At 65.3% G+C, this 24048-nt stretch carries 25 protein-coding genes; 15 read left to right on the top strand and 10 right to left on the bottom strand.

The genetic code is table 11. The features are described from left to right. The first annotated feature begins 56 nt into the window (after positions 1-56). Complete coding sequence (locus tag EPL00_RS02115; protein ID WP_135852059.1) at positions 57-371, top strand: hypothetical protein; 315 nt, start codon at positions 57-59, stop codon at positions 369-371. 123 nt (positions 372-494) lie between these two features. After that, positions 495-1028 carry a redoxin domain-containing protein gene (locus EPL00_RS02110; protein WP_135852060.1) on the top strand — a complete coding sequence of 178 codons (534 nt, stop codon included), beginning with the start codon at positions 495-497 and terminating at the stop codon, positions 1026-1028. Here the strand turns inward: EPL00_RS02110 and EPL00_RS02105 are convergent. Next, entirely contained in the window at positions 1025-1843 is an 819-nt protein-coding gene (locus EPL00_RS02105; RefSeq protein ID WP_135852061.1) for a lipoate--protein ligase family protein, read from the bottom strand. The genes EPL00_RS02110 and EPL00_RS02105 overlap by 4 nt on opposite strands. Before the next feature lie 710 nt (positions 1844-2553). On the opposite strand from EPL00_RS02105, the gene EPL00_RS02100 reads away from it, so the two are divergent. Next, the gene (locus tag EPL00_RS02100; protein ID WP_135852062.1) at positions 2554-3156 is read left to right on the top strand and encodes a hypothetical protein; all 603 of its coding nucleotides are present in this window, start codon (positions 2554-2556) and stop codon (positions 3154-3156) included. Position 3157: 1 nt separating this feature from the next. Then, positions 3158-3733, top strand: a complete 576-nt coding sequence (locus EPL00_RS02095; protein ID WP_135852063.1) for a hypothetical protein — start codon at positions 3158-3160, stop codon at positions 3731-3733. 385 nt (positions 3734-4118) lie between these two features. Here the strand turns inward: EPL00_RS02095 and EPL00_RS02090 are convergent, their stop codons facing one another. Further along, positions 4119-5927 carry an ABC transporter substrate-binding protein gene (locus EPL00_RS02090; RefSeq protein WP_202932527.1) on the bottom strand — a complete coding sequence of 603 codons (1809 nt, stop codon included), beginning with the start codon at positions 5925-5927 and terminating at the stop codon, positions 4119-4121. 324 nt (positions 5928-6251) lie between these two features. Here EPL00_RS02090 and EPL00_RS02085 point away from each other — a divergent pair, with 324 nt between their 5' ends. Next, entirely contained in the window at positions 6252-7169 is a 918-nt protein-coding gene (locus tag EPL00_RS02085; protein ID WP_135852064.1) for a serine/threonine-protein kinase RIO2, read from the top strand. Positions 7170-7215: 46 nt separating this feature from the next. On the opposite strand, the gene EPL00_RS02080 is transcribed toward EPL00_RS02085, so the two are convergent. Next, a complete protein-coding gene (locus tag EPL00_RS02080) occupies positions 7216-7362 on the bottom strand; it encodes a DUF1328 family protein (RefSeq protein WP_135852489.1) in 147 nt (48 codons plus the stop codon). A gap of 413 nt (positions 7363-7775) precedes the next feature. Here EPL00_RS02080 and EPL00_RS02075 point away from each other — a divergent pair, with 413 nt between their 5' ends. From EPL00_RS02075 to EPL00_RS02065, 3 genes are all read left to right on the top strand, one after another. Further along, complete coding sequence (locus EPL00_RS02075) at positions 7776-8366, top strand: 50S ribosomal protein L15e (RefSeq protein WP_135852065.1); 591 nt, start codon at positions 7776-7778, stop codon at positions 8364-8366. A gap of 164 nt (positions 8367-8530) precedes the next feature. After that, complete coding sequence (gene ubaA, locus EPL00_RS02070) at positions 8531-9346, top strand: SAMP-activating enzyme E1 (protein ID WP_135852066.1); 816 nt, start codon at positions 8531-8533, stop codon at positions 9344-9346. 134 nt (positions 9347-9480) lie between these two features. Beyond that, positions 9481-10050, top strand: coding sequence for a DoxX family protein (locus EPL00_RS02065; RefSeq protein ID WP_135852067.1), 570 nt, complete (start codon positions 9481-9483; stop codon positions 10048-10050). A gap of 48 nt (positions 10051-10098) precedes the next feature. Here the strand turns inward: EPL00_RS02065 and EPL00_RS02060 are convergent, their stop codons facing one another. Both EPL00_RS02060 and gfo6 read right to left on the bottom strand, forming a co-directional pair. Continuing rightward, positions 10099-10824: a class I SAM-dependent DNA methyltransferase gene (locus EPL00_RS02060; RefSeq protein ID WP_135852068.1), complete on the bottom strand. Its 726-nt coding sequence runs from the start codon at positions 10822-10824 to the stop codon at positions 10099-10101. A gap of 114 nt (positions 10825-10938) precedes the next feature. Then, complete coding sequence (gene gfo6, locus EPL00_RS02055) at positions 10939-12024, bottom strand: D-xylose 1-dehydrogenase Gfo6 (protein ID WP_135852069.1); 1086 nt, start codon at positions 12022-12024, stop codon at positions 10939-10941. A 214-nt stretch (positions 12025-12238) separates the two neighbouring features. Here gfo6 and EPL00_RS02050 point away from each other — a divergent pair, with 214 nt between their 5' ends. The 4 genes from EPL00_RS02050 to EPL00_RS02035 all read left to right on the top strand — a co-directional run bounded on the left by EPL00_RS02050 (position 12239) and on the right by EPL00_RS02035 (position 16196). Further along, the gene (locus tag EPL00_RS02050; protein WP_238398102.1) at positions 12239-13507 is read left to right on the top strand and encodes an alpha-amylase domain-containing protein; all 1269 of its coding nucleotides are present in this window, start codon (positions 12239-12241) and stop codon (positions 13505-13507) included. Between the two features lie 81 nt (positions 13508-13588). Further along, positions 13589-14353, top strand: a complete 765-nt coding sequence (locus EPL00_RS02045; RefSeq protein WP_135852071.1) for an NAD(P)/FAD-dependent oxidoreductase — start codon at positions 13589-13591, stop codon at positions 14351-14353. Between the two features lie 69 nt (positions 14354-14422). After that, positions 14423-14986, top strand: coding sequence for a VIT1/CCC1 transporter family protein (locus tag EPL00_RS02040; RefSeq protein WP_135852072.1), 564 nt, complete (start codon positions 14423-14425; stop codon positions 14984-14986). A gap of 100 nt (positions 14987-15086) precedes the next feature. Then, positions 15087-16196: a hypothetical protein gene (locus EPL00_RS02035; protein WP_135852073.1), complete on the top strand. Its 1110-nt coding sequence runs from the start codon at positions 15087-15089 to the stop codon at positions 16194-16196. Here the strand turns inward: EPL00_RS02035 and EPL00_RS02030 are convergent. Further along, positions 16191-16667 (bottom strand): winged helix-turn-helix domain-containing protein, encoded by a 477-nt coding sequence (locus EPL00_RS02030; RefSeq protein ID WP_135852074.1) that lies wholly within the window; start codon positions 16665-16667, stop codon positions 16191-16193. The genes EPL00_RS02035 and EPL00_RS02030 overlap by 6 nt on opposite strands. A 113-nt stretch (positions 16668-16780) precedes the next feature. Here EPL00_RS02030 and EPL00_RS02025 point away from each other — a divergent pair, with 113 nt between their 5' ends. Then, complete coding sequence (locus tag EPL00_RS02025; protein ID WP_135852075.1) at positions 16781-17809, top strand: hypothetical protein; 1029 nt, start codon at positions 16781-16783, stop codon at positions 17807-17809. Positions 17810-17828: 19 nt separating this feature from the next. Here the strand turns inward: EPL00_RS02025 and EPL00_RS02020 are convergent, their stop codons facing one another. Then, a complete protein-coding gene (locus EPL00_RS02020) occupies positions 17829-18467 on the bottom strand; it encodes a DsbA family oxidoreductase (RefSeq protein ID WP_135852076.1) in 639 nt (212 codons plus the stop codon). Positions 18468-18543: 76 nt separating this feature from the next. Then, on the bottom strand, positions 18544-18897 hold the full coding sequence (locus tag EPL00_RS02015; RefSeq protein WP_135852077.1) for a thioredoxin family protein: 354 nt from the start codon (positions 18895-18897) through the stop codon (positions 18544-18546). A gap of 166 nt (positions 18898-19063) precedes the next feature. On the opposite strand from EPL00_RS02015, the gene mutS reads away from it, so the two are divergent. Next, positions 19064-21763 (top strand): DNA mismatch repair protein MutS, encoded by a 2700-nt coding sequence (gene mutS / locus EPL00_RS02010; RefSeq protein WP_135852078.1) that lies wholly within the window; start codon positions 19064-19066, stop codon positions 21761-21763. A gap of 19 nt (positions 21764-21782) precedes the next feature. Here the strand turns inward: mutS and EPL00_RS02005 are convergent, their stop codons facing one another. Beyond that, a complete protein-coding gene (locus EPL00_RS02005) occupies positions 21783-22577 on the bottom strand; it encodes a DNA polymerase sliding clamp (RefSeq protein ID WP_135852079.1) in 795 nt (264 codons plus the stop codon). Positions 22578-22697: 120 nt separating this feature from the next. Here EPL00_RS02005 and EPL00_RS02000 point away from each other — a divergent pair, with 120 nt between their 5' ends. Beyond that, positions 22698-23267 carry a hypothetical protein gene (locus tag EPL00_RS02000; RefSeq protein ID WP_135852080.1) on the top strand — a complete coding sequence of 190 codons (570 nt, stop codon included), beginning with the start codon at positions 22698-22700 and terminating at the stop codon, positions 23265-23267. Between the two features lie 24 nt (positions 23268-23291). Here EPL00_RS02000 and nucS read toward each other — a convergent pair whose 3' ends face one another. Beyond that, positions 23292-24032: an endonuclease NucS gene (nucS, locus tag EPL00_RS01995; protein ID WP_394352074.1), complete on the bottom strand. Its 741-nt coding sequence runs from the start codon at positions 24030-24032 to the stop codon at positions 23292-23294. Positions 24033-24048 lie beyond the last annotated feature (16 nt).

The raw sequence follows: 24048 nt of genomic DNA, 5'->3' as shown, positions 1-24048 counted from the left end.
GCGTGTGGTGTTCTACCGAACCACAGTCTTATTGGACTTCGAGGCGTACTCGCGGTGTGCCAATCAGCCGCGACAGGTTCGAACGAGGAGGGGAGCGATACTCCATCGAGGAGCGTATCCTGACGTTCCTCGAAGAACACGACCAGCAGGCGTACAACGTCCGCGAAATCGCCGAGGCGGTGATGGAGACGGGGTGGTCGGAGTCGAACGTCGAGCAACCGTTCGAGGACGAGGAGCACGTCGGCTGGGTGTTGGACGTGGCGACCGTGAGTTCGATTCTGGACCGACTCGTGGACAACGGTGCGTTGGAACGCCGCGTCGTGGACACCGGGACGGGCGAGCGGAGTTACTACCGCACGCGGGCGGTGTAGCGACGTTGCCGCTCGCTCCGCGAGAACACTCGCATCCGCCCGCGAACACTGGCACTCGGTCGGTGGCGGCGTTCGGCTTGGCGAGGAAGTGAAATTTAAGTCGGCGGCGCGACAGACACGGTTATGAGCGATTCTACCGGCGTGGCCGTCGGCGAGTCGGTCGAAGACGTGGCCGAGACGCTGGTCTACCCCGACGGAGAGACGACCGAGACGGCACTTTCGGACCTGCTTACCGAGGCTCCCGTCCTATTGACGTTCTACACGAACGACTTCAGTCCCGACTGCATCGAGGAGTGGTGTTCGTTCCGCGACTACGACTGGTTCACCAGCAACGACGCGGTGCAGGTCGTCGGCGTCAGCAAGTCCCGCGCGTTCACCCACCGGAAGTTCATCGACCACCTTGGACTCCAGTTTCCCCTCTACGCCGACACCGACCTCGACATCTCGTCGGCGTTCGGCGTGGCGTATCGCGTGTTCAAGGTCGCTCCTCGGTCGCGTCGGTCGTGTTTTCTGCTGGACTCGGACGGCGTCGTCCGGTACAAGTGGATCTCCGAGCATCCGCTCGACCCGACCCGCGACCAGCCCCCGATTTCGGACATTCACGAGGCCATCGCCGACGAGTTCGACGACGAGGGGCCGGAGACGTTCGGGTTCTAGCTCTCCGTCGGGTCCTCGCGGTCCCGGACCCACGCGTCGGCCTCGAACTTTGCTTGGGCGCGCTCCTCCGCGCGGGCCAGTTCCTCGTCGGTCCACCCGTCCTCGTCGGCGTCGGCCCACTCGCGCAGGGCCTCCTCGACGGCTTCGACGGCCTCGGTCCGCGTCACCTCCGCCTGCTCGTTCATCGTCGTCACGCGCTCGCGGAACTCCTCGGGCGTGGTCTCGGGGTGTGCGAACGTCGCCAAGTGACGCTCGGCGTCGCAGTCGAACTTCAGCGAACCGTGCTGGATGACGGCGTCCTTCCGGCGGTACTGGGCGTTGCCCGAGATTTTTCGCCCCTCCGCTCCGGCCACGATGTCGTGGGCGGGGTGGAGTTCCCGCAGGTAGCAGGCCGGTTGGTGGATTTCGGGCAGTTTCTCGTCGGTGAATCGCGCGTCGATGCCCAGTCGCTCGAAGGCGTCGAAGACCGGTTCGCACAGCATCTCGTAGGTCTCCATCAGGTCGCCCGGCAGTTCGTCGGCGGGCGCGACGATGGAGTAGGAGATGTCGCCGTGGCGGTCGTGGTAGATACCGCCGCCGCCGGTGGGCCTGCGGGTGACGGTGATACCTTCCCGCTCGCAGTAGTCCCACGCCACGGTGTCGGGGTCCTGCCGGTAGCCCAGCGAGAGCGTGCTGGGGTCCCACTGGTAGACCCGAACGGTCCGAATGCCCTCCTCGGCCGCGGTCGCCGCGGCGATTTCGTCCAGAGCCATGTTGCGGGGACCGCGTCGGGACTCCTCGCGAATCAGCCGCCATTCCCGGTCGGACAGCGCCATACCGAGGAGTTCGCACGAGGAGACCAAGTGGATTGCGAAGCGCCGAGGAGCGCGGAGCGGGGCGAGGAACCGAGCGTCGGCCCGACGATTCGGCGTCGAGCAGAACTGTTAAGTAGTTTAGGGCGACCTAAATCACGTATGGACTTGGACCGACTCGGCGGCAAGCGGACGAAGCGAACCCGGACGTGGGCGGCGGTGTGCGCCGGACTGTTCGGCGGCGCGGCCGACGACCCGGACGACTCATAGCCGTCATCGCTTTGCGGTCGGGCGTCGAACTCGCGGAAGACGATGCCCGTCTCCGTCCACTCCTCGGCGTTCACCCACCGCGTTAGCGGTGGTCGCGGACGACCCCGACGCGCCCGCCGGAACCGTCACAGTGGTAACCGGCACAGTCGCGCGCTCGTGACGACGGAGGCGAGCGCCGAGACCGAATCGTTCGTATTGTGCATTTTCTACAATTCTACTTAGCGTACGCCTACGAACGAAGGGGCGGCCGTTACATTGATGTGGAATCGGGAAACGGTAGATTGCTCGGAAGTCCGCGGAGAGATTACGGGACTGCAGGAGAAAAGAAGTGTTAACGCTCGTCGGACGACTTTTTGCGGCGTTACGCTTCCGGAACAGCGATTACTGGCCGCAAACGATTTCTTTCAGCCGTGAACGATTGGGCCTTTATAATATCTCCTCCGGCGAGTGTTTACGATGGTGCCATGGGAGAAAAGACACCAGATACCGACGCGAGTAGTATCGAACGGCGAGACGTGCTGAAAGGACTCGGCCTCGGGGCGATGAGCCTCGCGGGCGTGGGAGCGATGAGTGGTAGCGCAGCGGCCGCACCGGTGGTCAACGCGGGGTTCACTCCTCCGGACGAAGACTTAGAGGACGACGAGATTACCGGCAGTCCCCCGACGTTGGACCCCGCTCAGACCGACAGCACGTACGACATCGTGCTGAAGACGAACATGGGGACCCCGGACGTGGAGACGGTAGTCGGAAAATCGTGGACCGTTCTCCCGAAAGGGTCCGACCGGATGCGGGTTACGAAAGAAGTTTTCGAGGAAGGGACCGTGAAATCGTCGGCAGAGGAGGTGAAAGCGGACACCGACGGGATGATGGAGATTCGTGAAAACATCAGCGTCGAGGACCTGAGTTCCGGCGAGTACGTCCTGTTCCTCTCGGGTATCGACTACTCGGGGCTACAGGGCGCGAGCATGGTGACCTCGGAAGGCGACCCGATGCGAGGAGCCTACGATTTCGACGCCTGTGAGTCCGGAGCGATAACGACCGTCGCACACGGATTCCAAGTTCCGTAAGATGCCCGACGAACGTCCGGACGACGACGGCGGTTTCGAGCGCCGAGACGTACTAAGGGGTCTCGGCCTCGGCGCACTCGGTCTCACCGGCACGAGTGCGGTGGCAGATAGAGTCGCGGCACAGGACGGGATGATAGGTTTCGCGGCTCTCACACCGCCCGGCGAGGACGTGGAGGACGACAGTACGAACACGTTCACCGACGGGTTCGAGGGAGACTACACCGGCGACTTGGTGTTCAGTCTCCAACTCGGCGTCGAACGGAGCGTCCCGCTCGGCTACCAGATCAGCATCGTAGACCGAAGCGACAACAACGTCGTTCCGGGGACGTTCGAGGAGGGCAGTTCGCGGGCGTTCGGCGGCATCGTCAAGAGCGACTCGGCTGGCTACGCGATACAGCGCGAACGGTTCGACGTGCAGGGATTAGGCCCGGAGAGCCCACTCGAACAGCCGAATCACTACTGGCTCGTGCTAACGGTGGTGGACTACTCGGGACTATCGCTGAAAGCGTCCGAGAGCCGGTGTCAGATGGACTGCACCAGTGTTCCGTTCACCGTCTACCACTGGATGCAACGGTAGCCGCGTCCCCTGATTTCATTTTTCGAGCGGGTATCTGCTTTCGAACGACGATAGCGCGGTCCGGCAGAGAGACGCAATAACACCGTCCTACAGCTCTTTTACGGAATCACTCGCGTTCGGCGATGCTCCTCGATAGCAACCGCCATGCCCTATATAAACCCACCGATAGCAGAAATCGCTCGGAGCCCGGTTATGCACACCCATCGCACGACTACCCGCTCACAACGTGCGCTTCCCGCCAACCGATGCAAGCTAGTACAAATAGATTTCTATCGTTTACGCCACGCCCGACGCGGGTCGGCGCGGGGCTCGACCGGACGGGGCGACGCCTCCGGTCGAATCGAATCGGGCGAGCCGATTTGTCCCCGTGAGGTCCCGAGGAGCCTCAGTTCGACCCGCCGCCCGACTGGTCCACCGAGGCCTGATTGAACATCTGGCGGCTGGTTCCGGCCGCGCCGAACTTCTGGATATCGACGCCGTCGTACCAGAACCGCTGTTCGAGTTCGTGGTAGACCGGGAGTAGCGCCACGTCCTGCCAGTTGGCCGTCTCCATCTGGACGTACGCCTGATTGCGCTGTTTCTCGGCGGCGTCGGTTGGCGCGGTGTTCTGCTGGACCGTGTTCCACGCCTGCTTGGCCCGCTGGGAGGCGTTCGTCCCCGACCAGTTGAAGTACGAGATGGGGGCGTCTTGAGACGTGTCGGTCTGTGGCGGATTCAGCAGTTGCAGGAAGTTGTCCGGCGCGGGCCAGTCCATGACCCACCCCAGCGAGTACGCCTGCAAGTTCCCCTGCCGACCGCGCTTGAGGAGCGTCGAGAACGGCGCGCTCTCGATGTTCATCTGGATGTGGGCGCTGGCGAGTTTGTCCCGCAGGAGTTGGCCGACCTGCGGCCACGTGTTCGAACTCTGGTAGACGGTGAAGGTGAAACTCGCCTTGTTGTTCGGACCGTAGCCCGCCTCCTCCATCACCTGCCGGGCTTTCTGGAGGTTGGTTTGGCCGTAGCCGTAGGGGTAGTTCTGCTCGGCGTGCTGGGTGTAGGCTTCGGTTCCGCCGGGGTATATCGCGGGCGGCGTGAGGTGGTAGGCCGGTTCCCCGCGACCTTTGAACACCTGTTGGACGAGTTGCTGTTGGTTCATCGCGTAGGCGGCGGCCTTCCGGACGGGTTTCGGCACTTGGTTCGTGTTGAACCCCATGTAGTAGGCGTCGATAGTCGAGACGCCGACGTAGTTCAGCGTCTCGCCGTTCCGGACCGGGCCGTAGGTCCCGACCTGTCGCCCGCGGTCGTCGGTGTTCTGGACGTTGACCTTGTTGGGGTTGTAGAACTGGGTCGGGATGGAGAACGCGTCGGCGTTCTGGTTCATCGCGTAGGTGTACCGGGCGTTCGCGTCCGACATGATCTGCCAGTGGACGCCCTCGACGTTCGGCACGTCGCCGTGGTAGTCGCCGAACCGCGACACCGACACGTCCGTATTCGAACTCCACTGGTCGAAGCTGAACGGGCCACAGCCCACGGGGTCGCTGGTCGAGAACTCCTGATAGGTGAGTTGGCCGTCGTAGCCTTGGATGTCGCCGACCAGTCCCTCGGGAACCGCCGCGAAGGAGGTGTACGCCAGCATCGGGAGCGTGGCGTGGAACGGCTCGGCGAGTTCCAACTTCAAGGTGTAATCGTCGGGAGCCGAGACGCCCATCGACTCGGGGACGTAGTTGCCCGCGTCGTCCGTGGAGTGTTTCACCCCGATGGAGTCCAAGATGAAGTACGCCCGCCGGGACTCGTCCGAGGCCGCGAGCCGCTCGAAGGAGTAGACGAAGTCTTGTGCGGTGAGTTCGTCGCCGTTGTGGTACGTGACGCCCTGCTTCAGATTGAACGTGTACGTCTTGAAGTCGTCCGACACCTGATACCCCTTCGCCAGCAACGTCTCGACGTTGGTCTGGCCGTTCGGGTAGTTCATCAGGGCGTCGAACACCTGCTGGATGACCTCCCCGGACGCGGTGTCGGTCGCCTTGATGGGGTCGAGCGTACTCAACGTGGAGTTGATGAGATTCAGCGTTCCGCCACCCTGACCGCCGTCTTGCCCGCCACTCGTCGTCTCCTGTGCGGCGCTCTCCTCGGCGAATCCGCTCCCCAATGCGACGGCCGACGCCGCGCTCCCGGTCGCCGCCAAGAACGAGCGACGAGTCGTGTCTTGTTCCGACATAGCAATCTATCTCAATGTATGCTCGCCTATTTATCCCAGTATCGGCGAGTGAATACGAAGCCGTTGGTAAAACCGACTGGCCGCACAGTTTTTCGGGAGACCACCGGCGCAAACTCCAAACTGCCCGAAGAACTACATTTTGTATCGCTTCTATTGGTTTATATCTGGTGGCAGGTCCGTTTTTGTCCGGGAACCGACGGTATCGCGGCCGAACTCGGTCGCACGGCCGGTTCGACGCTCGGCGACGCCGACCCGCGAGACGACTTCCGCGGGCCTCCTCGGGTTGCGCGGGGCTTTTATCCGCCCGGCGAGTACGAGTCGGTGATGGTTCAGAACGTCGCGGGCATGCTGACAGAGTTGGAACCGGAGGACTTCCACCTGCTGTCGGGCATCGAACAAGGGATGCGGTTCTCCGAGTGGGTCGCCCGCGAGAAGATTCCCGAGTTCTCGCGGTTGACCGCCGAGGAGGTCGACTACCGAATCGACAGGTGTCTCGACCGGGAACTCGTCGAGCGAAACACGATTCAGTACGAGGGCTACCGACTCAAGTTCGAGGGGTACGACGCGCTGGCGCTCCACACCTTCGCCGAGCGCGAGAGCGTCGAAGGGTTCGGGTCGCCGCTGGGCGTCGGCAAGGAGAGCGACGTGTACGAGGTCCAGTCGTACAAGCCGCTCGCGCTGAAGTACCACCGCGAGGGCTACACCAACTTCCGGGAGGTCATGAAAGAGCGCGATTACACCTCCGACCGCGAACACGTCTCGTGGTTCTACACCGCCCGGAAGGCCGCCGAGCGCGAGTACGAGGCGCTCGAAGCCCTCTATCCCGACGTGAAGGTCCCCCGACCGGTGGACCACAACCGCCACGCCATCGTGATGGAGAAAATAGACGGCGTGGAGCTGTCCCGCACGAAACTCGAAGACGAGCAGGTGGTGCCGATTCTCGACCTGATTCTCTCGGAGATGGCCGACGCTTACGCCGAGGGCTACGTCCACGCCGACATGAGCGAGTACAACGTCTTCGTCAACACCGAGGGCATCACCATCTTCGACTGGCCACAGGCCACGCCGACCGACCACGAGAACGCCGACGAGTTCTTGGAGCGCGACGTGGAGAACGTCGTCGGCTACTTCCGGCGGAAGTACCCTCGGCTCGTGCCGGACGACGTGGACGCCGCGACGCTCGCGGACACCCTCGCCGACGGCGAGTTCGAGACGGTCCGCGACTACGGCGCGTCCGCGTAACGACCCCGTTCGATTCTCCGGCTTCGTCCGATTCGCTGTTGCCGGGTCACAGCACCAACGAGACCACCGCGAGGACGAGGAAGACGATGACCAGCCACTTGGCGATGTCCATCGACAACCCCGCGACGCCGCCCGCGCCGAGCGCGGCGGCGATGATGGCGAGGACGGCGAACCCGATTGCAAGTTCGAGAATCGCCATGCTATCGGCCTCCGAGACGACGGGCGCGGTTGTCGAGTGCGAACTCCTCGGCTGTGCTGATTCGTGCCATAATCCACCTTTGGGGTCACGGTCCTTTGTTATCCGCCAGCTAACGAGTCGGCCGTCGGATACAGCGAAAACGGGACGGATGGAACGGTCTGCAATGGACCCGCCGCCCGTGCAACGGACCGGAACTCGGGCGAAGACGAAGCCCTTAAACGCCGACGACGAGAAACCCGAGGTAACTCGCTGGGAGACGGGCACCAGCGGGCACCTGTGGGCCGTGCGCGGCGCTTCGCGCCGCGTCGTGCGAGCGGTTTTCGTTCGCACGCGGCCGCAGGACGGGATGTGGCCCGCGAATCGTCTCGGTTCGCGTGCTGAACCACGCAACGCCCGTGGTGATAACCATGGCAAAGAGCTTCTACTCACACATCAAGGACGCGTGGAAGGACCCCGGCGACGGCGACCTCGCCGAACTCCAGTGGCAGCGAAAGCAGGAATGGCGCGAACAGGGCGCTATCGAGCGCATCGAGCGACCGACTCGCCTCGACAAGGCCCGCGAACTGGGCTACAAGGCCAAGCAGGGCGTCGTCGTCGCTCGCGTCAGCGTGCGCAAAGGGTCGGCCCGCAAGGAGCGGTTCAAGGCTGGCCGACGCACGAAGCGACAGGGTGTCAACCGCATCTACCGACGCAAGAACCTCCAGCGCATCGGCGAGGAGCGTTCCAGTCGGAAGTTCAAGAACCTGCGCGTGCTGAACTCCTACTGGGTCGGCGAGGACGGCAGCCAGAAGTGGTTCGAAGTGATTCTGCTGGACCCCGAGCATCCGGCCATCGAGAACGACGACGACCTCAACTGGATCTGCGACGACTCCCACAAGGGTCGGGCTTTCCGCGGCCTGACCAGTGCGGGCCAGAGCAACCGTGGTCTCCAGCAGCGTGGCAAGGGCACGGAACACAACCGCCCGAGCAACAACAGCGGTCAGGGTCGCGCGAAGTAGCGCCGACATCGGCCGGACGCTTCGCACCCACGAAAACTCGCTTTTTGTTCGACGACGAATCGACCGCACCGAGGAGTCCCTACCACGTCAAGGAGTCCCCGAGAGTGCCACGCCGAGGAGTCTCCCGACCGCGGATTTAAGCCCGCAAGCACCCAAGCCCCGATATGAGCCTCTCGCTCGACTCGACTCAACTCGACCGCTACTCGCGGCACATCATCATGGACGAGGTGGGTCCCGACGGACAGCAGGCGCTCCTCGACGCCGCCGTGCTGGTAATCGGCGCGGGCGGACTCGGCGCGCCAGCCATCCAGTACCTCGCGGCCGCGGGCGTGGGCACCCTCGGCGTCGCCGACGACGACGAGGTAGAACTGAGCAACCTCCAGCGCCAGATAATCCACGGCGACGGCGACGTGGGGCGGCCGAAAGTCGAGTCGGCGGCCGACTTCGTGGGCGACCTGAACCCCGACGTGGACGTGGAGACGCACGAGGTCCGGGTCGAACCCGGCAACGCCGAGGAGCTAATCGCCGACTACGACTTCGTGGTGGACGCCACCGACAACTTCCGGACCCGCTACCTCGTCAACGACGCCTGTACGCTCTCGGGGACGCCGTTCTCCCACGGTGCCATCTACAAGTTCGAGGGGCAGGTCACGACGTTCACGACCGAGGGACCCTGTTACCGGTGTCTGTTCCCCGAAGCGCCGCCGGAGGGGATGGTCGCCGACTGCGCGAGTACCGGCGTGTTGGGCGTCCTCCCCGGTACGCTCGGCTGTATTCAGGCCACCGAGACAGTGAAGTACCTGTTGGGGGCGGGCGACCTCCTCGACGGTCGGATGATATTCTACGACGCGATGGCGATGTCCTTCGAGGAGGTCGAGTTCCGGCGGAACCCCGAGTGTCCGGTCTGTGGCGACGACCCCATCGAGACGCTCGCGCAGGTCGAGTACGCCGACGAGTCGTGTCCGGTGAACGCCGACTGACGGCGAGGACGCCGCGAGAACGGTCGCCCCGGACCGAACGTGTTCGCCGCCAGACCTTCGTTCCCGGAACGTGAGAACCACTCTCGGTTTATATGCTCCCGCCGGTCGTCTGTTCAACTGTAAGGTGAACGACGATGACCACTAACGAAATCAACACCCGAGTCAACGAGTTCGAGAGTACGATCGGCAGCCTCACGGTCAACGGGAAAGCGCACAGTCTGAGCGCGTGGTTCGTCCTCGCGTTGCGTCTCATGATGGGGTACGCCTTCGCGTACTCCGGCTTCACGAAGATTACGGCGGCCGAGCCGTTCAGTGCGACGGGCTATCTCACGAACGCGGTCCCGGCCGAGAGTCCGCTGGTCGGACTGTTCCACTGGATGGGTTCGACGCCGTGGTTCGCCGACTTCCTCAGCATCGCCGTGCCGTGGGGCGAACTCCTCATCGGCCTCGGCCTGCTGGTGGGCGCGCTGACCCGCCTCGCGGCGTTCTTCGGCGCGTTCATGATGCTGATGTTCTACTTCGGCAACTGGGACATCGCCCACGGGTTCATCAACGGCGACTTCGCGTACATGCTCGTCTTCCTCGCGGTCGCGGCGTTCGGCGCGGGCCGCATCCTCGGGCTGGACGCCGTCATCGAGCAGTACGAACTCGACGGCGAGGCGCTGGTCGAGAAGTACCCGAGGCTCGGCTACCTCCTCGGCTGACCACATTTTTTCGACCGAACGTCACTACCGACGGACCAGTGTCGCGTCTTACTCGACGTACTCCGCGACGAAGATGGAGAACTGTTCTTGGGTCCTCGTCGCCTCGCCGTAGTCGGTCCGGTGGGTGAACTCGAAGCCGTACTCCTCGAGGAGTTCGCCGATCTCGTCGTCGTCGTAGAGCGCGAGGCCCACGTTGTCCACGAAGAAGCCCGAGGGCGCGGCCTCCGAGAAGACGATGGAACTCCACTGCGCGCGGTTCTCGCCCGCGGGTTGCATCTGGACGAGTCGCGCGTGGTCGCCCTCGCCCGTGGACTGGGACTGGAGGTACATCGTCCCGTCGTCGGGGACCGCCGCGGTGTCGAACACGAGGAGACCGCCGGGCTTTATCGCGTCCGCGACGGTCGCGAGGGTCGGTTCGAGGTCGCCGTACTCCAGATAGTTGACGATGTTGAACGGCAGGAGAACGAGGTCGTAGGCGTTCGACGCGAGTTCGACGTTCGGGAGTTCCCCGACGCGAAAGTCGGCGTCCGACCGCGTCTTCGCGCTCTCGACCATCGCTTCGCTCCTGTCGATGCCGGTCACGTCGAAGCCCCGCTCGGTGAGGTGCTTCGCGTGGCGACCGGTGCCACAGCCCAGAATCAGGCACTCCTCGCCGGTCGCGGCGGCGCGCTCGGCGAACGTCTCGGCGTAGAACTCGCTCTCACCGCGGTAGTCCTTCGCGCCGTACAGGGCATCGTACACGTCCGGATACGCTTCGAACAACTGACTGCTCATTCTTACACAATCTCTGCCACACCCTATAATAAACGTTGGCGATGTCGGGCGTCTGCGGTCGCGCGTCGGTCCGGCCCGCTATTTCGTCGTCTGCCGCTCTTTTGTCGCCTGCCGTCAGTCGTCGCCCGAGACCGACACGACCGACCCCCGTTCCGCGCTCTCGTAGATAGCGTGCATCGTCTCGATGTCCACGAGGCCGTGGCGGCCGTCGGCGTAGAGGTCGCTTCGGGTCCGGACCTGATGGGCGAAGTAGTCGAACTCTTCGAGCATCTGATCGACCTGTTCGGGTTCGACGGTGGCGCGGGTCCCGTTCACTTCGAGTTCGAACTGGCGGGCTTGACGGTCGAAGAACGCGGGTTCGATGCTGACCTCGCCGTCGGTGCCGACGACCTTGAGGTGACTCGACCGGTTGGCGTGCTGGCTGGCCGAGCAGGCCGCGAGCGTGCCGTCGTCGAATCGGACCTCGAAGGTGGCCACCTCGTCGGGTACGTCCGCGAACTCCTCGCCCTCCGAGCGCGCGAGCGCCGAGACCTCGACCGGGTCGGCGTCGAGGACGAACCGCGCGGTGTTCAGCGGGTAGATACCGAGGTCCATGACCGACGCGCCGGGACCCGAGAGGTCGGGGTCGAGCCGCCACTGGTCGGGGTTCGAGAATATCTCCAGCAGGTCTTGGGACATGCTCCCGTGGACGAGCATCGGGTCGCCGATGGCTCCCTCGGCGACGAGTTCGCGCGCCCGACGCACGGCGGGTTCGGTGTGCATCCGGTAGGCGACCATCAGCGGCACCTCGCCCTCGCAGGCCTCGACGATTCGGCGAGCGCGCTCGGGCGTGGCTTCCATCGGCTTCTCGCAGAGGACCGCCTTGCCGAACGCCGCGGCCGACGCCACGAATTCGAGGTGCTTGGCGTTCGGCGTGGCGATATACACGGCGTCGTACTCGTCGGTCGCCGCGCCGTCGTGGAACTCGTCGTAGGTGATGGCGACCTCGGCGTTTTCGGACGCCTCGGCCACGTTCTCGGCCTTGTCGTGGTCGCCGCTGACGACCACGGTCGTCTCGCATCTGTCGCTCTGTTCGGTCGCCGGGATGGCCTCCTCGCGGGTCCACCAGCCCAGTCCGATCATGGCGAACCGGACCGGTTCGAGGTCGGTGTCGGTCTCCCAGTCGCGGCGGCCGAACTCCGAGAGGGCGCGTGCGTCCATAGCGGACGGTCGGGGTCCACTCTGACGTAGCTTTCGGCGTGAGACGACGCCGACGGGAGCGGCGCGTCGCGGCCGAACTCCCCGTAAGCATATAAATTAAAACTATTATATTCTGAAAATTGAATCTGTCCTAAGATAATGTTATACTATTTCCTCATACATTCACAGATGGATGTCAGAGAGAACCACGGGAAATAGTCACTCTCGGAGAAACGTGCTGAAAGGAATCGGCGCACTCGGTGCGGCCGCCGCGGGCGCGGGGTTCGCCACCGGTAACGCGGCCGCCCTCGGTTCGGGCGCGGTGTACCAGTACTACCACACCGACTGGACGACCATCGAGTCCGACCTCTCGACGCTGGCCGCTCAGGGGTACGACGCGATTCAGGTCCCGCCAGCCCAGTTCAGTCGCGTCTACAAGTACGAGCGCGAGTACACCGGCGAGAAGTACGACCCGCCGCTGGGCTACCAGCCAATCGACCTGCTGGACTTCGACAGCGAGTTCGGGACCGAAGCCGAGTACGAGTCGATGATACAGGAGGCCCACAATCAGGGTTTGGAGGTCATCGCCGACGCCGTCATCAACCACATGGCCGCGGGCGGGGACACCTTCGACCGGAAAGTGAGTCTCGCCGACCTCCCGCAGTTCGGGAGCGACGACTTCCACCCCGAGTGTAACATCGACTACTCCAGCGACTACTCGGTCGAGGGGTGCTGGCTCGTCGGTCTCCGCGACCTGAAACAGGAATCGTCGTACGTCCGCGGCGAGTTGAAGAAGTACGTCGATAAGTACCGGAGTCTCGGCGTGGACGGCATCCGGTGGGACGCCGCCAAGCACGTTCCGGAGTCCTTTTTCGCTGACTACGCCAACCAGTGGGCCAGCGACCTCTACACGGTCGGCGAGGTCATCCCCGAATCGTACGGCGGGAAGTCCGAACTCGACTACCTGCAAGGGTACGCCGACACCGGGATGTCCGTCACCGACTACCGATTGTACAACGTCATGAAGTACGAGGTGTTCACCGGCCCCGGCGGCGACATGAGCAGGCTCTCGGGCGCTGGCTTCGTCAACCGCGACGCCTACCGGGCGCTGACCTTCGCGGGCAACCACGACAGCCCCGACCCGGCCCAGTCGCTCCTCGCACACGCCTACATCCTCACCTACGAGGGCTACCCGCGGGTCTACAGCGAGGACTACGGCGTCGGCGACGACGCCATCCGGAACTTACTCTGGATTCGGAACGAACTCGCCAGCGGCGCGGCCTACGACCGCGTGACCGACGCGGACGTGTACGCCTTCGAGCGATACAACAACCTCCTCGTCGCCATCAACAACTCGACCAGTTGGCAGTCTCGGACCGCCTACACCAGTTGGCGCAACCGCGACCTCAACGACTACACGGGCGACCAGAACAGTCGCGCCGACGGGAACGGCTACGTCGATATCTCCATCCCGCCGGAAGGCTACGTCGCGCTCGCACCGTAGCGAGGAGCCTCCGGGACCCTCGTCGGGGATTCGCTATCGAATACGCTATTTTCCTGCCCCACCGAGGAGTCCACGAGAACGATGGCACACGACACCTACGACGTAGTTATCGTCGGCGGCGGCGTCGCGGGCCGCTCGGCGGGCATCTACACGGCGCGCAACGGCCTCGAAACGCTGCTGCTGGACGCTGGCGGCTCTATCCTCCGGCGGAACGCTCGACTGGAGAACTATCCGGGGTTCCCGGCGGGCGTGGACGCGCGTCTACTCCTCGACGCGATGGCCGACCAAGCCGAGCGCGCTGGCTGTGAGTCCCGCGAAACCGAGGTCACGGCGGTCCGGCGGCCGGACGACGCCGGTCGGGACGCAGACGAGAATCCCGGCTTCGTCATCGAGACCGCGGACGGCGACAGTTACGAGTCGCGCTACGTCGTCGCGGCGACGAAGAACGCGACCGACTACCTCGAACCGCTCGGGGCGTTAGAGTTGGTCGAGCGCGGCAAGACGTTCGTCTCCACCGACGAGAAGGGCCGCAGTAGCGTGCCGGGTCTCTACGCGGCCGGGCGACTCGCCGGGAAACCCCACCAAGCTATCGTCGCCGCGGGCCACGGGGCCGAGGTCGGGGTGACGCTACTTGAAGACGACGACCGGCCGTTCTACCACGACTGGGTCGCGCCCGAGCGGTACTTCACCGGCCGCGGGCGAGAGGTCCCGCCGGGATGCGAGGAGATAGACGACGCCGAGCGCGAGCGCCGCGAGGCCGACTCCCTCGACGTTATGCGCGGGTACTTCGCCGAACCGCGCGCCGACCGACCGGAGCAACACCCGAGCGTCGGCGACGACGAGTAGGGCGGATTTCGGCTCCCCGAGGAGACCACACGCCGGGAGGCTTTCGGGTTGGGCGTCGTACCGCTGACCATGCTCACATCCCTCCTCGGCGACGACGCTCGCGGGGACGCCCCCGGCGGCGAGTTCGGCGGGGCTGGCGCGTACATCGCAGAGTTCGTCTACGGCGCGAACGACGGTATCGTGACGACCTTCGCGGTCGTGGCCGGGGTCGCTGGCGCGTCGCTGTCGCCCTCCATCGTCCTCGTGTTGGGCGCGGCGAACCTCCTCGCCGACGGCTTCTCGATGGGCATGAGCAACTACCTGAGTCGCCAGTCAGAGATGGCGTATCGGGAGAGCCGCGGCGGCGACGCGGACGAATCCGACGGCAAGACGCCCGCCAGAACTGCGTTCGCTACGTTCGTCGCGTTCGTCGTCGCGGGCGTGATGCCGCTGGTTCCGTACGTTTTGGTCGTCGAGCCGGTGTTTCCGGCCGCGGTCGCGGTCACGGGCGTCACCTTCTTCCTCGTCGGCGCGAGCAGGAGTCTGGTGACCGACCGCGGGTGGCTCCGGAGCGGCGCGGAGATGTTCGCCATCGGGATGCTCGCGGCGCTGGTCGCGTTCGTCGTCGGCGACGTGCTGGCTGGCGTGGCGTAACTCGGTTTGCGTTCCGCGGAGTCGTCGGGATGCTCCGGCAACGATGGCCGAATCTCGCGGATGCAACGAATACATAGCGCCGGAAACCCGAGCGTGGAGCATGCACACTCGTTCGATAGCGCGCGGCGGAGCGGCGGTCGCCGCGCTCGGGGCGGTCCCGGTCGCGTCGGCCCACGGCGGCGAGGCGGCCCCGCCGATGCCCCAGTGGCTCGCGCTGGCGGTCCTACTGGTCGGCGTCGTCGTCACGGTCGGGAGCGCGCTCGTCCGCGACCGAACCGCCGCGACCGTCGCGCTCGGCGGCGCGTTCGCCGGGTTGGTCGTCGCCGCGACCGGAGCCATCGGCCTCGTTCAACTGTCGCCGGTCGAGTCGTTGGCGGCCAGCCAGCCCGCGATTGCGCGGGCGTGGTTCGGCCCGCTGACGCTCGGCATCGGTCTCGCGGTCGTCGTCGGGAGCCTCGCCATCGGTCGGATGCGCTGGCCGAACCGACCGCGGTACGCCGCGCTCGGGATGTTGCTGGGCCTTTGGGTCGCCTACCCCGTCATCGTTCCGGGGTCGCTGACGAATCCGGTCGGGTACCTGCTGGCGGTCGCGGCGCTCGTCGCGGTCTGCTACGTCGTCTGGCGCGACGCCAGCGGATTGGTCGGGCGCGCGCTCGCCGACCGCCCGAGTCGATGGTTCGGCGCGGGCACCGGCGTCGTCGCGGGCCTCTTTTTCGCGTTCTCGATGGGGATGCTGACCTTCGTGCCCGAACCCGGCGGCAACGTGGACCTCACCGAGAGCTTCGTCACGACCGCGCGAGTCGCCAACCCGCTGGTCTACTGGCCCGGCGTCGAGTTCCACGTCCACGATTTCGTCGGGACGACGCCCGTCAGCGGCGTCCTCTCGGTCGGCATGGTCGGCATGGTGGGGTTGGTCGCCGCGCTGGTCGGGTTGAACGCCGCCCTGCTGGGCTACCAGTGGCGCGCGAACGACGCGACCGGAAGCGCCGAAGTCACGACCGGTACCGCGGCCGTCGCCGCCCCGAACGCCTGCTGTTGCTGTGGCCCGGTCGTCGCGGAGTTGGCGGTCGTCTCGGTCGGCCCCGCCGCGGCCGCGCCGCTCTACTGGCTGTTCGTGGACTTGGCATCTCCTCTCGGCGCGCTGTTCTTCGTCACGAGCGTGGCCCTGCTGGCCGGGAATCTGGCGCGAGCGGGAAGAGCGAACTTATAACCAGTCGGGAGTCGGTCGGTGGTCGAACGCTTCGATGTCCGCTATCGGTTCGCGCTCCATCCGGTCGTACATCTGGTACAGAACGGTGATTCCCTCGTACGCGCCGACCTCTTTCAAGAGTTCGATGCCGTACTCCGAGACGGCGTAGTACGTCCACGGAATCCCTTTCGCGCGCTTTCCGTCTTCGACTTTCAATTTCTCGACGAACGGCCTCGGGCGATTGGCCATATCGCGGAGGTGGTCCCGGACGGTACTCTCCGAGAGGTCCGTGTTGCGGTACGCGAGTTCAGGTGCGCTCAGCGACCCCCACTCGGTGGCGAGTATCTGCTGGAGGAGTCGGAGACGGGTCGGTTCGAGAATCGCTCGCTTGTCCTCAACGCGGTCGGTGTCGAAGACCTGCGGTTCCGTATCCGGTAGACTCTCGCCCGGTTCGGTCTCGTGAACGCCCCCACCGCCGCGGTTGTCGGTCATGGTACCTCTTACTCCAGCACCGGTGATAAGGGTTGCGACGGCTGTCGCAATCCTTCTCGGTCTGGGCGTCGTTTCAAGAAATATATATCGTCGCCCCGAATGATAGCGGACGAATGGCAGGGGACAACCGCATTCCGGACCACCTCGCCGAGGAGCCGACCATCGACGACGCTGACTTCGTGTTGGGCGGTTTCTCGGCCGAGGAGGTGACCGACGTTCACGCCGCCGTCACCAACCTCTCGTCGGAACTCCGAGAGAGGGGCCCCGAAGAACCGATTCGGTACTTCGTCTTGGGTAACTACGACGAGGGGCGAAAACAGTGGCTCGAACAGGCGCGTGACCTCCTCGAACACTACGTCGAGGAGGGCGTTGCGTTCCTGCTGTCGGATTTGGACGCGGAGAACGACGACTGGGAGAACTTCTACATCAAGTTTCGATACACGCTCTCGCTCGTAGACTACCCTGTCTTGGTCGCCGAAGACAACGACGGCGGTCACGAACTCGAACTAGGCGAGGTTTCGCTGTCCGACACCTACGTCGTGAAACGAGACTACGAACCGCTCTCCATCCGCCACGACCTCGAATACGAGAAGTACGACGCCATGATGGGGAAGCTCTTCGACGTGATGGGTCGTCGAGGCCATCTCTTCGAGTGGACCGACGCCCAGTCGTTCGCCCGCGGGGTCCGCCGAGTCGGGGCCGAAACGCGCTCGGAAGGGGGCGGTCGAAACGACGAGTCCGATCGAATGCCGACGGCAGGTCCGACGGATGCGTTGCCCGAGTACGACGACCGGGACGTTCCTGCCGGGTGGAAGAGCGAGGAGAACGCCGCCGAGCCGACTGACGAGTCGGTGACTTCGACACCGTTGGTCGAATACACGTACGCCGACGACCGCGTCGATATGGAACTCGCATTGAAAACGAGAGGGAGCAGCGACAGTTACGGTATCGAACTGGAAGCGAGTCTCAAGTCCGAGGGGCGTCATCGAGCGGTGCCGATAGTTTCCGGGTCGGAGTACGAAAAACTGCGACGCCTGACGAAACATTTCGTCTACGTCTTCCAGCACAGATACGAGCAAGGAGAGAACGTCGAGACGGCGATAGACGAGGCGAAAAAGCGAGTACAGGAGTGCTACGAGTGAATCGGCCGCCCGGAACTCGCTACGCCCCGTTCACCAGCCGCTCGAACTGCTCGGGCGGAATCGCGCCGCGCGCCGCGTGGCCCTCGTAGACGAACGTCGGGATGCCCGAGACCCCGGCCTGCTGGGCCTGCTCGAACCGCTCGCGGAGTTCGGCTTCGAGGGTCTCGTCTTCCGTCGCGTTCCGAATCTCGTCTGGAGCGAGACCCGCTTCGATCTCCTCGGCAATCTCGGCCAGCACGTCTGGGTCGCCGATGTCCCGACCCTCCTGCCAAAGCGCCTCGAACAGCGCCTCGTGGAAGGCGAGGAAGGTCTCCTCGCCCTCGGTCTGGCGGACGTACAGCGCGGCCTGCTGGGCGTTCCACGAGTCCACGTCCTTCGAGAAGTCGAGTGTCATGTCCACGTCGTACTGCTCTTTGAGGCGTTCGACGTTCTCGCGGACCTGCGCGAAGTAGTCGTCGTCCTTCCCGTCGTCTACGTCGTCGCGTATCTCGCCCGACTCGTCGCGCTTGTACCCCCGCAGGTCGTAGAATCGCCACTCGACCTCGGGCGGGTCGGCGGTCTCCTCGCGGTACCGCTCCATCGCGGCTTTCCCGAGGTAGCAGAACGGACAGACGTAGTCGGAGTAGACGACCAACGCGTCGGTGGCGTGCTGGCTCATGGCCTCGTTTGGTATCGAAGACTCAAAAGCGACCCACCGACGGCCGCGATTTCCGGTACTCGCGCGTCGGGGCAGGTCACTCCGACTGTCCGCGCGACTCCACGAACGCCACGACCGCCTCGGTGCCTTGGAAGCCCTTGGCCATCCGCCCGACGAGGTCGCCCTCCTCGAACAGCAGGAGCGTCGGCACGCTCCGCACCTCGAATCGGTCGATGAGTTGCGGGTCATCGCGGGGGTTGCAGAGCGCGACCGCGGCGTCGGTGACGCGGGCGACGTTGCCGACCACGGGTTCGATGGCCTGACAGAGCGAACAGCCCTTCGTGTAGAAATCGACCAGCGCGAGGTCGTTCTCGGCGACGAAGGCGTCCAGTTCGTCGGCGTCGGCGAGGTGAACCGGCTTCTCGGGCGTGATGGAATCGGTGTCGGCCATGTCAGTTCGTAGCCGTCCGTGGCGGTTAGCCCTTCCGCCCGCGGCGCGCTTGGTGGGCTTCGAATCGGCCGACAGTGACCACCGGCGGAGGCCGAGTCGGCAGACAGCCCCGTGCCGTCGCTCGGTTCCGAGAGGTATTTCGGGCCGCGGTTCGTGTACTCTACGCATGGACGCGGCGCTGGGGGCACCCGAGAAGATGGCCGAAAACGAGGACGAGTTGACCCCGATGATGAGTCAGTACTTCGAACTCTGTCGGGAGTACGACGACTCGCTCGTGTTGTTTCAGGTCGGCGACTTCTACGAGACGTTCTGCGAGGCCGCCGAGAAGACGGCCCGACTCCTCGAAATCGCGCTGACTCAACGCGAGGACTCGACGGGCACCTACCCGATGGCGGGCATCCCCATCGACAACGCCGAGTCGTACATCGAGACCCTGCTGGACGCGGGCTACCGGGTCGCGGTCGCCGACCAAGTGCAGGACCCCGAGGAGACCACGACGGTCGTGGACCGGGCGGTGACCCGCATCGTGACGCCGGGTACGCTGACCGAGGACGAACTGCTCGACACCGATGACAACAACTTCGTCGCGTGCCTGACCGAGGACTACGAGCGGTACGGACTCGCCGTGCTGGACGTTTCGACCGGCGACTTCTACGCGACCAGCGCCCGCCGGACCGCGGCCATCGCCGACGAGGTGAGTCGGTTCGCGCCCGCGGAGGCCGTCGTGGAACCCGGCGCGGCCGACGAGACCGCCAGCGAGTGTTTCGATTCGGACTGCATGGTCACGCCCTACGATTCGGCCGCCTTCGACTCGGCGACGGCCCGCGAGCGCGTCGAGTCGTACTTCGGGTCGCCCGACGCTCTGCTGGCGGCCGACGCGGAAGTCCGGGCCTGCGGTGCCCTGCTGGCCTACGCGGAGTACACCCGCGGCGGCGCGGGAGTCGGCGGCGAGGCCGACGAGACGGCGGGCGACGACGGCCAGTTGGACTACCTCAACCACCTGACGCGCTACGAACCCCGCGAGTACATGCTGTTGGACCGGGTGGCGCTGTCCAGCCTCGAACTGTTCGAGCGCCGGACGGTCCACGGCGACGCCGACGTGACTCTGTTGGGCGTGCTGGACGAGACCGCCTGCCCGCTCGGGAGTCGCAAGTTGAAGGACTGGCTCCGGCGTCCCCTGTTGGACCCCGACCGCATCGAGGCCCGCCTCGACGCGGTCGAGGAGTGGACCCACGATGTCCGGACCCGCGAGGAGGCGAGGGACCTTCTCAGAGACGTGTACGACATCGAGCGTCTCGTCGCGCGCATCTCGCGCGGTCGGGCCAACGCCCGCGACCTGCGGTCGCTGAAGGCGACCCTCGACGTGGTGCCCGAACTGAAGGCCGCGATGGCCGATTTCGAGTCGGAGAAGTCGGTCGAACTCCGCGACCAACTGGACGAACTCGCCGACGTGCGGGACCTGATAGCTCGTGCGATTCAGGAGGACCCCGCCCGCGAAATCACGGAGGGCGACGTGATTCGGGAGAGCTACGACGACGAACTGGACGAGTTGCGAGAGACCGAACGCGAGGGGAAGGCGTGGATAGACGACCTCGAACAGCAGGAGCGCGAGCGGACCGGCATCGACTCGCTCAAGGTCGGGCACAACTCGGTCCACGGCTACTACATCGAGGTGACGAACCCGAACCTCGACTCGGTGCCCGACGATTACAACCGCCGCCAGACGCTGAAGAACTCCGAGCGGTTCTACACGCCGGAACTCAAGGAGCGCGAGGACGAGATTCTGCGCGCCGAGAACCGCGCCGACGACCTCGAACACGAGTTGTTCCGCGACGTGCGCTCGACGGTCGCCGCCGAGTCTGAGCGCGTGCAGGCGGTCGCCGACGCGCTCGCGCAACTCGACGTGTTGGCCGCGCTGGGCGAGGTCGCGGCCACCCGCGACTACGCCCGGCCGGAAATCGGCGGCGACGGCATCCGAATCGAGGAGGGCCGCCACCCCGTCGTCGAGCGCACCCAAGCGTCGTTCGTGCCCAACGACGCGCACCTCGAACGGGCGGGGTCGCCCGCCGAGGGCGAGCGCGACGACGCGACCGCCGCCGACTCCTTCGCGGTCGTCACCGGCCCGAACATGTCGGGGAAATCGACGTACATGCGGCAGGTCGCGCTGATAACCCTCCTCGCGCAGACCGGGAGCTTCGTCCCGGCCGCCAGCGCCCGCATCGCGCCGGTGGACCGCATCTTCACCCGCGTCGGCGCGAGCGACGACATCGCGGGCGGTCGCTCGACGTTCATGGTCGAGATGACCGAACTCGCGGCGATTTTAGAGAGCGCCACGGACGAGTCGCTGGTCCTGTTGGACGAGGTGGGCCGGGGCACCAGCACGACCGACGGACTGGCCATCGCCCGCGCCGTCACCGAACACGTCCACGACGAGGTGGGCGCGCTCACCCTCTTCGCGACCCACCACCACGAACTGACCGAGACCGCCGACGACCTCCCGCGAGCCTTCAACCTCCACTTCGCCGCGGAGGGCACCGACGAGGAGGTCGTCTTCGACCACGAGGTCCGGCGCGGCGCGGCCACGGCCTCCTACGGCGTGCAGGTCGCCCGCGAGGCCGGAGTGCCCGACGAGGTGGTCGGACGGGCGCGCGAACTGCTGGCCGAGGCGGAGTCGGCGGACGTGGAAGCCGAAGCGACGAACGGGATAGAAGCCCCTGAAAGCGAAGCCTCCGAGCCAGCCCCGAAGGCCGTCGCCGACGGCCCGGAGGACGAACTCGCCGCGCGACTCCGCGAGGTGGACGTGGCGACGATGACGCCGCTGGAGGCGATGAACGAGTTGGCGGCACTGAAGCGCGAAGTCGAGTAGTCGCGTTTTGCCGCGAGAACTAGCTGGACGAGATGCGCGGCGCGACGATGTACTCGACCGACCCCGCGCCGTCTGCGAACTCGTAGGCGATAGTCGCGGGCTGTTCGGTGCCGAGTTGGAGTTCGATGTCGCGGTCGGCGGGCATCGCGCGGTCGATAGCCGTCAGATAGTCCAGCGAGAACAGCGAGTGGGCCTCGTCCGGCGTGAAATCCACGAGGTCGTCGTCCGCGAGCGCGAGCGACACGTCGTCGGTGTCGCCCTCCGCCTCGACGTAGAAGGTCTCCTCGTCGGCGTCGATGCCGAGCGCGAGGTGGTTCGAGACCATGTCCGCGGCCCGAACCGCCCGGTCGAAGTCGTCGGCTCGCGCGACGACCTCACCGGCGAAGTCGAAGCCGCCGTCGGGGCGGTCCGGCGGTTTCCGAATCGTGTCCGGGTCGAGGAGTGCGAGGGTGTACTCCAATCCGCCGATGCGGATTTCGAGCGTGCGGGTCTCGGGCGCGAGGTCGAACTCCACCGACTGACCGCTGTCGGCCATCCCCACCACGTCTTTTAGCCGCGAGAGGCCGACGCCGGTGTGGACGCCGGTCGCTTCGTAAGCGTCGAACGCGCCGCGTCCGAGGGTGAGTTCGACCGAGGCGACCGTCGCCGGGTCGATGCCCGACAACCGGATTTCGTTCTCCTCGAAATAGAGGTGGCATTCGTCGAACAGCGCGTCGACCAACGTGACGGCCGTCCGTATCGCGTCGGCGTCCACGACCGCGTGAAACGGTCGGGTCGGCGCGTCGGAACCGGCGTTTGGAACTGATTCGCTCATGGTTTCGCGTCAGTACCGTCAGCGACCGGAGATATAAGCGTTTTGCCGAGAAACCGATGCATAATCCAAAACCCATTATCTTTATATCCGTGGCATACAGTTCATAACCTGTAATAGATTATGTCTGGGAACGAGCGCGGCCGCGGAATACTGAGCGAAGCGGACCGAGCGTACCTTCGCGGAGAGACGGAGTTCGCGAGCGTCCAATCCGAACGGAACGCGAGAGCGCGGATTCGAGAGCGGGTCTTCGACGCGGTGCTGGACTTCGAGGTCCTCGTGGAGTGTCTCTCGGAGCGAGACCGCCGACTCGTCGTGGACAATCAGCTCGAAAGCATCGACGGTACCGAAGCGTTCGACGCCCTCGTTTCGGCCGTCGCCTTCCTGTACCGAGTGACCGCGGACGCCGACCTCGACTTCGAGACGGTGTTGACCGAAGCCGTCAACCTCGCGGAGGCGAGCGACGACCGGGCCGCGACGGTCCAACTCGACCTGACGTTCCAGTCGCTCACCGCCGAACAGTTGCGACACAAGTTAGAGCGGGGCGAGGACCTGTCGCTCACCGAAATCGCGTTTCTCCACCAGAGCGACGACGTGCGGATGGACGAGTTGGCCCGCTACTTCAGAGACGCCGACGACTCCACGCCGGAGGTAGACGACGGTCGGATTCAGTCGAAGGTGACGAACTTCTAACCTTCCGAGCGTTCGGCCTGACGCTCACTCTGGGGGTCCGAGCGACACGAACTCCAAGCCCTTCTCGGCCAACAGCGTCCGGGCACGCTCGGTCACGGACGGCGAGACCAAAATCCCGCGAATCTCGGCGTTCGCGTGGAGGTCCCGCTCCAGCGCGGCGACGTAGCGGTCCAACTGCCCCACCGCGTCCGGGCCGACGCGCTTGCGCTTGAGTTCCACGACGACGGTGCGGCCCTCGCGGTCCTTGCCGTAGATGTCCACCGCCCCGGCGGGTGTCTCGCGCTCGGTAGCGAGGGGTTTGAAGCCTTCTTCCACGAGGTCGGGGTTTTCGAGGAGTCGCTGGCGCAGGTCCTCCTCGGTCCCCCGTAGCGAGAGGTCCTTCCCGTCGGTCACGTCGTAGGCCGAGAGCTGTTCGACCGTCTCGAAGGCGACCGTTAGCTCCTCGTTCGGGCTTGTTCGGCGGCTCTCGATGCGGAGTTGGCCGTCGGCGAGGCGGACCTCGTGGGTACACCCCGGCGGTTGCCAGTTGACCGGTTTCTGCCCGTCGTCGGTGTGGACCAGCGCGGTCCCGTCGGGTTTGAGGACGACCAGTCGGTCGCCCGGCCCGAGGTGGCTGGCGGCCCGGCCCTCGTACTCGACCGTACAGCGCCCGAAGACGGTCAGCATCTCGCCGCGGTCGATGGCGGCGGCGATTCGGTCGCGCGCGGTCGCCGGGTCGGGACTGACCACCGCGTCGGCCGCGGCGTCGCCGTCTGCAGTTGTCACTGCCTCCGGGTACGCG

The organism is Halorussus salinus (assembly GCF_004765815.2).
In the GTDB taxonomy this organism is placed as follows: domain Archaea; phylum Halobacteriota; class Halobacteria; order Halobacteriales; family Haladaptataceae; genus Halorussus; species Halorussus salinus.
The sequence above is the reverse complement of the archived record's forward strand: the minus strand, read 5'-3'. Positions and strand labels throughout refer to the sequence as shown.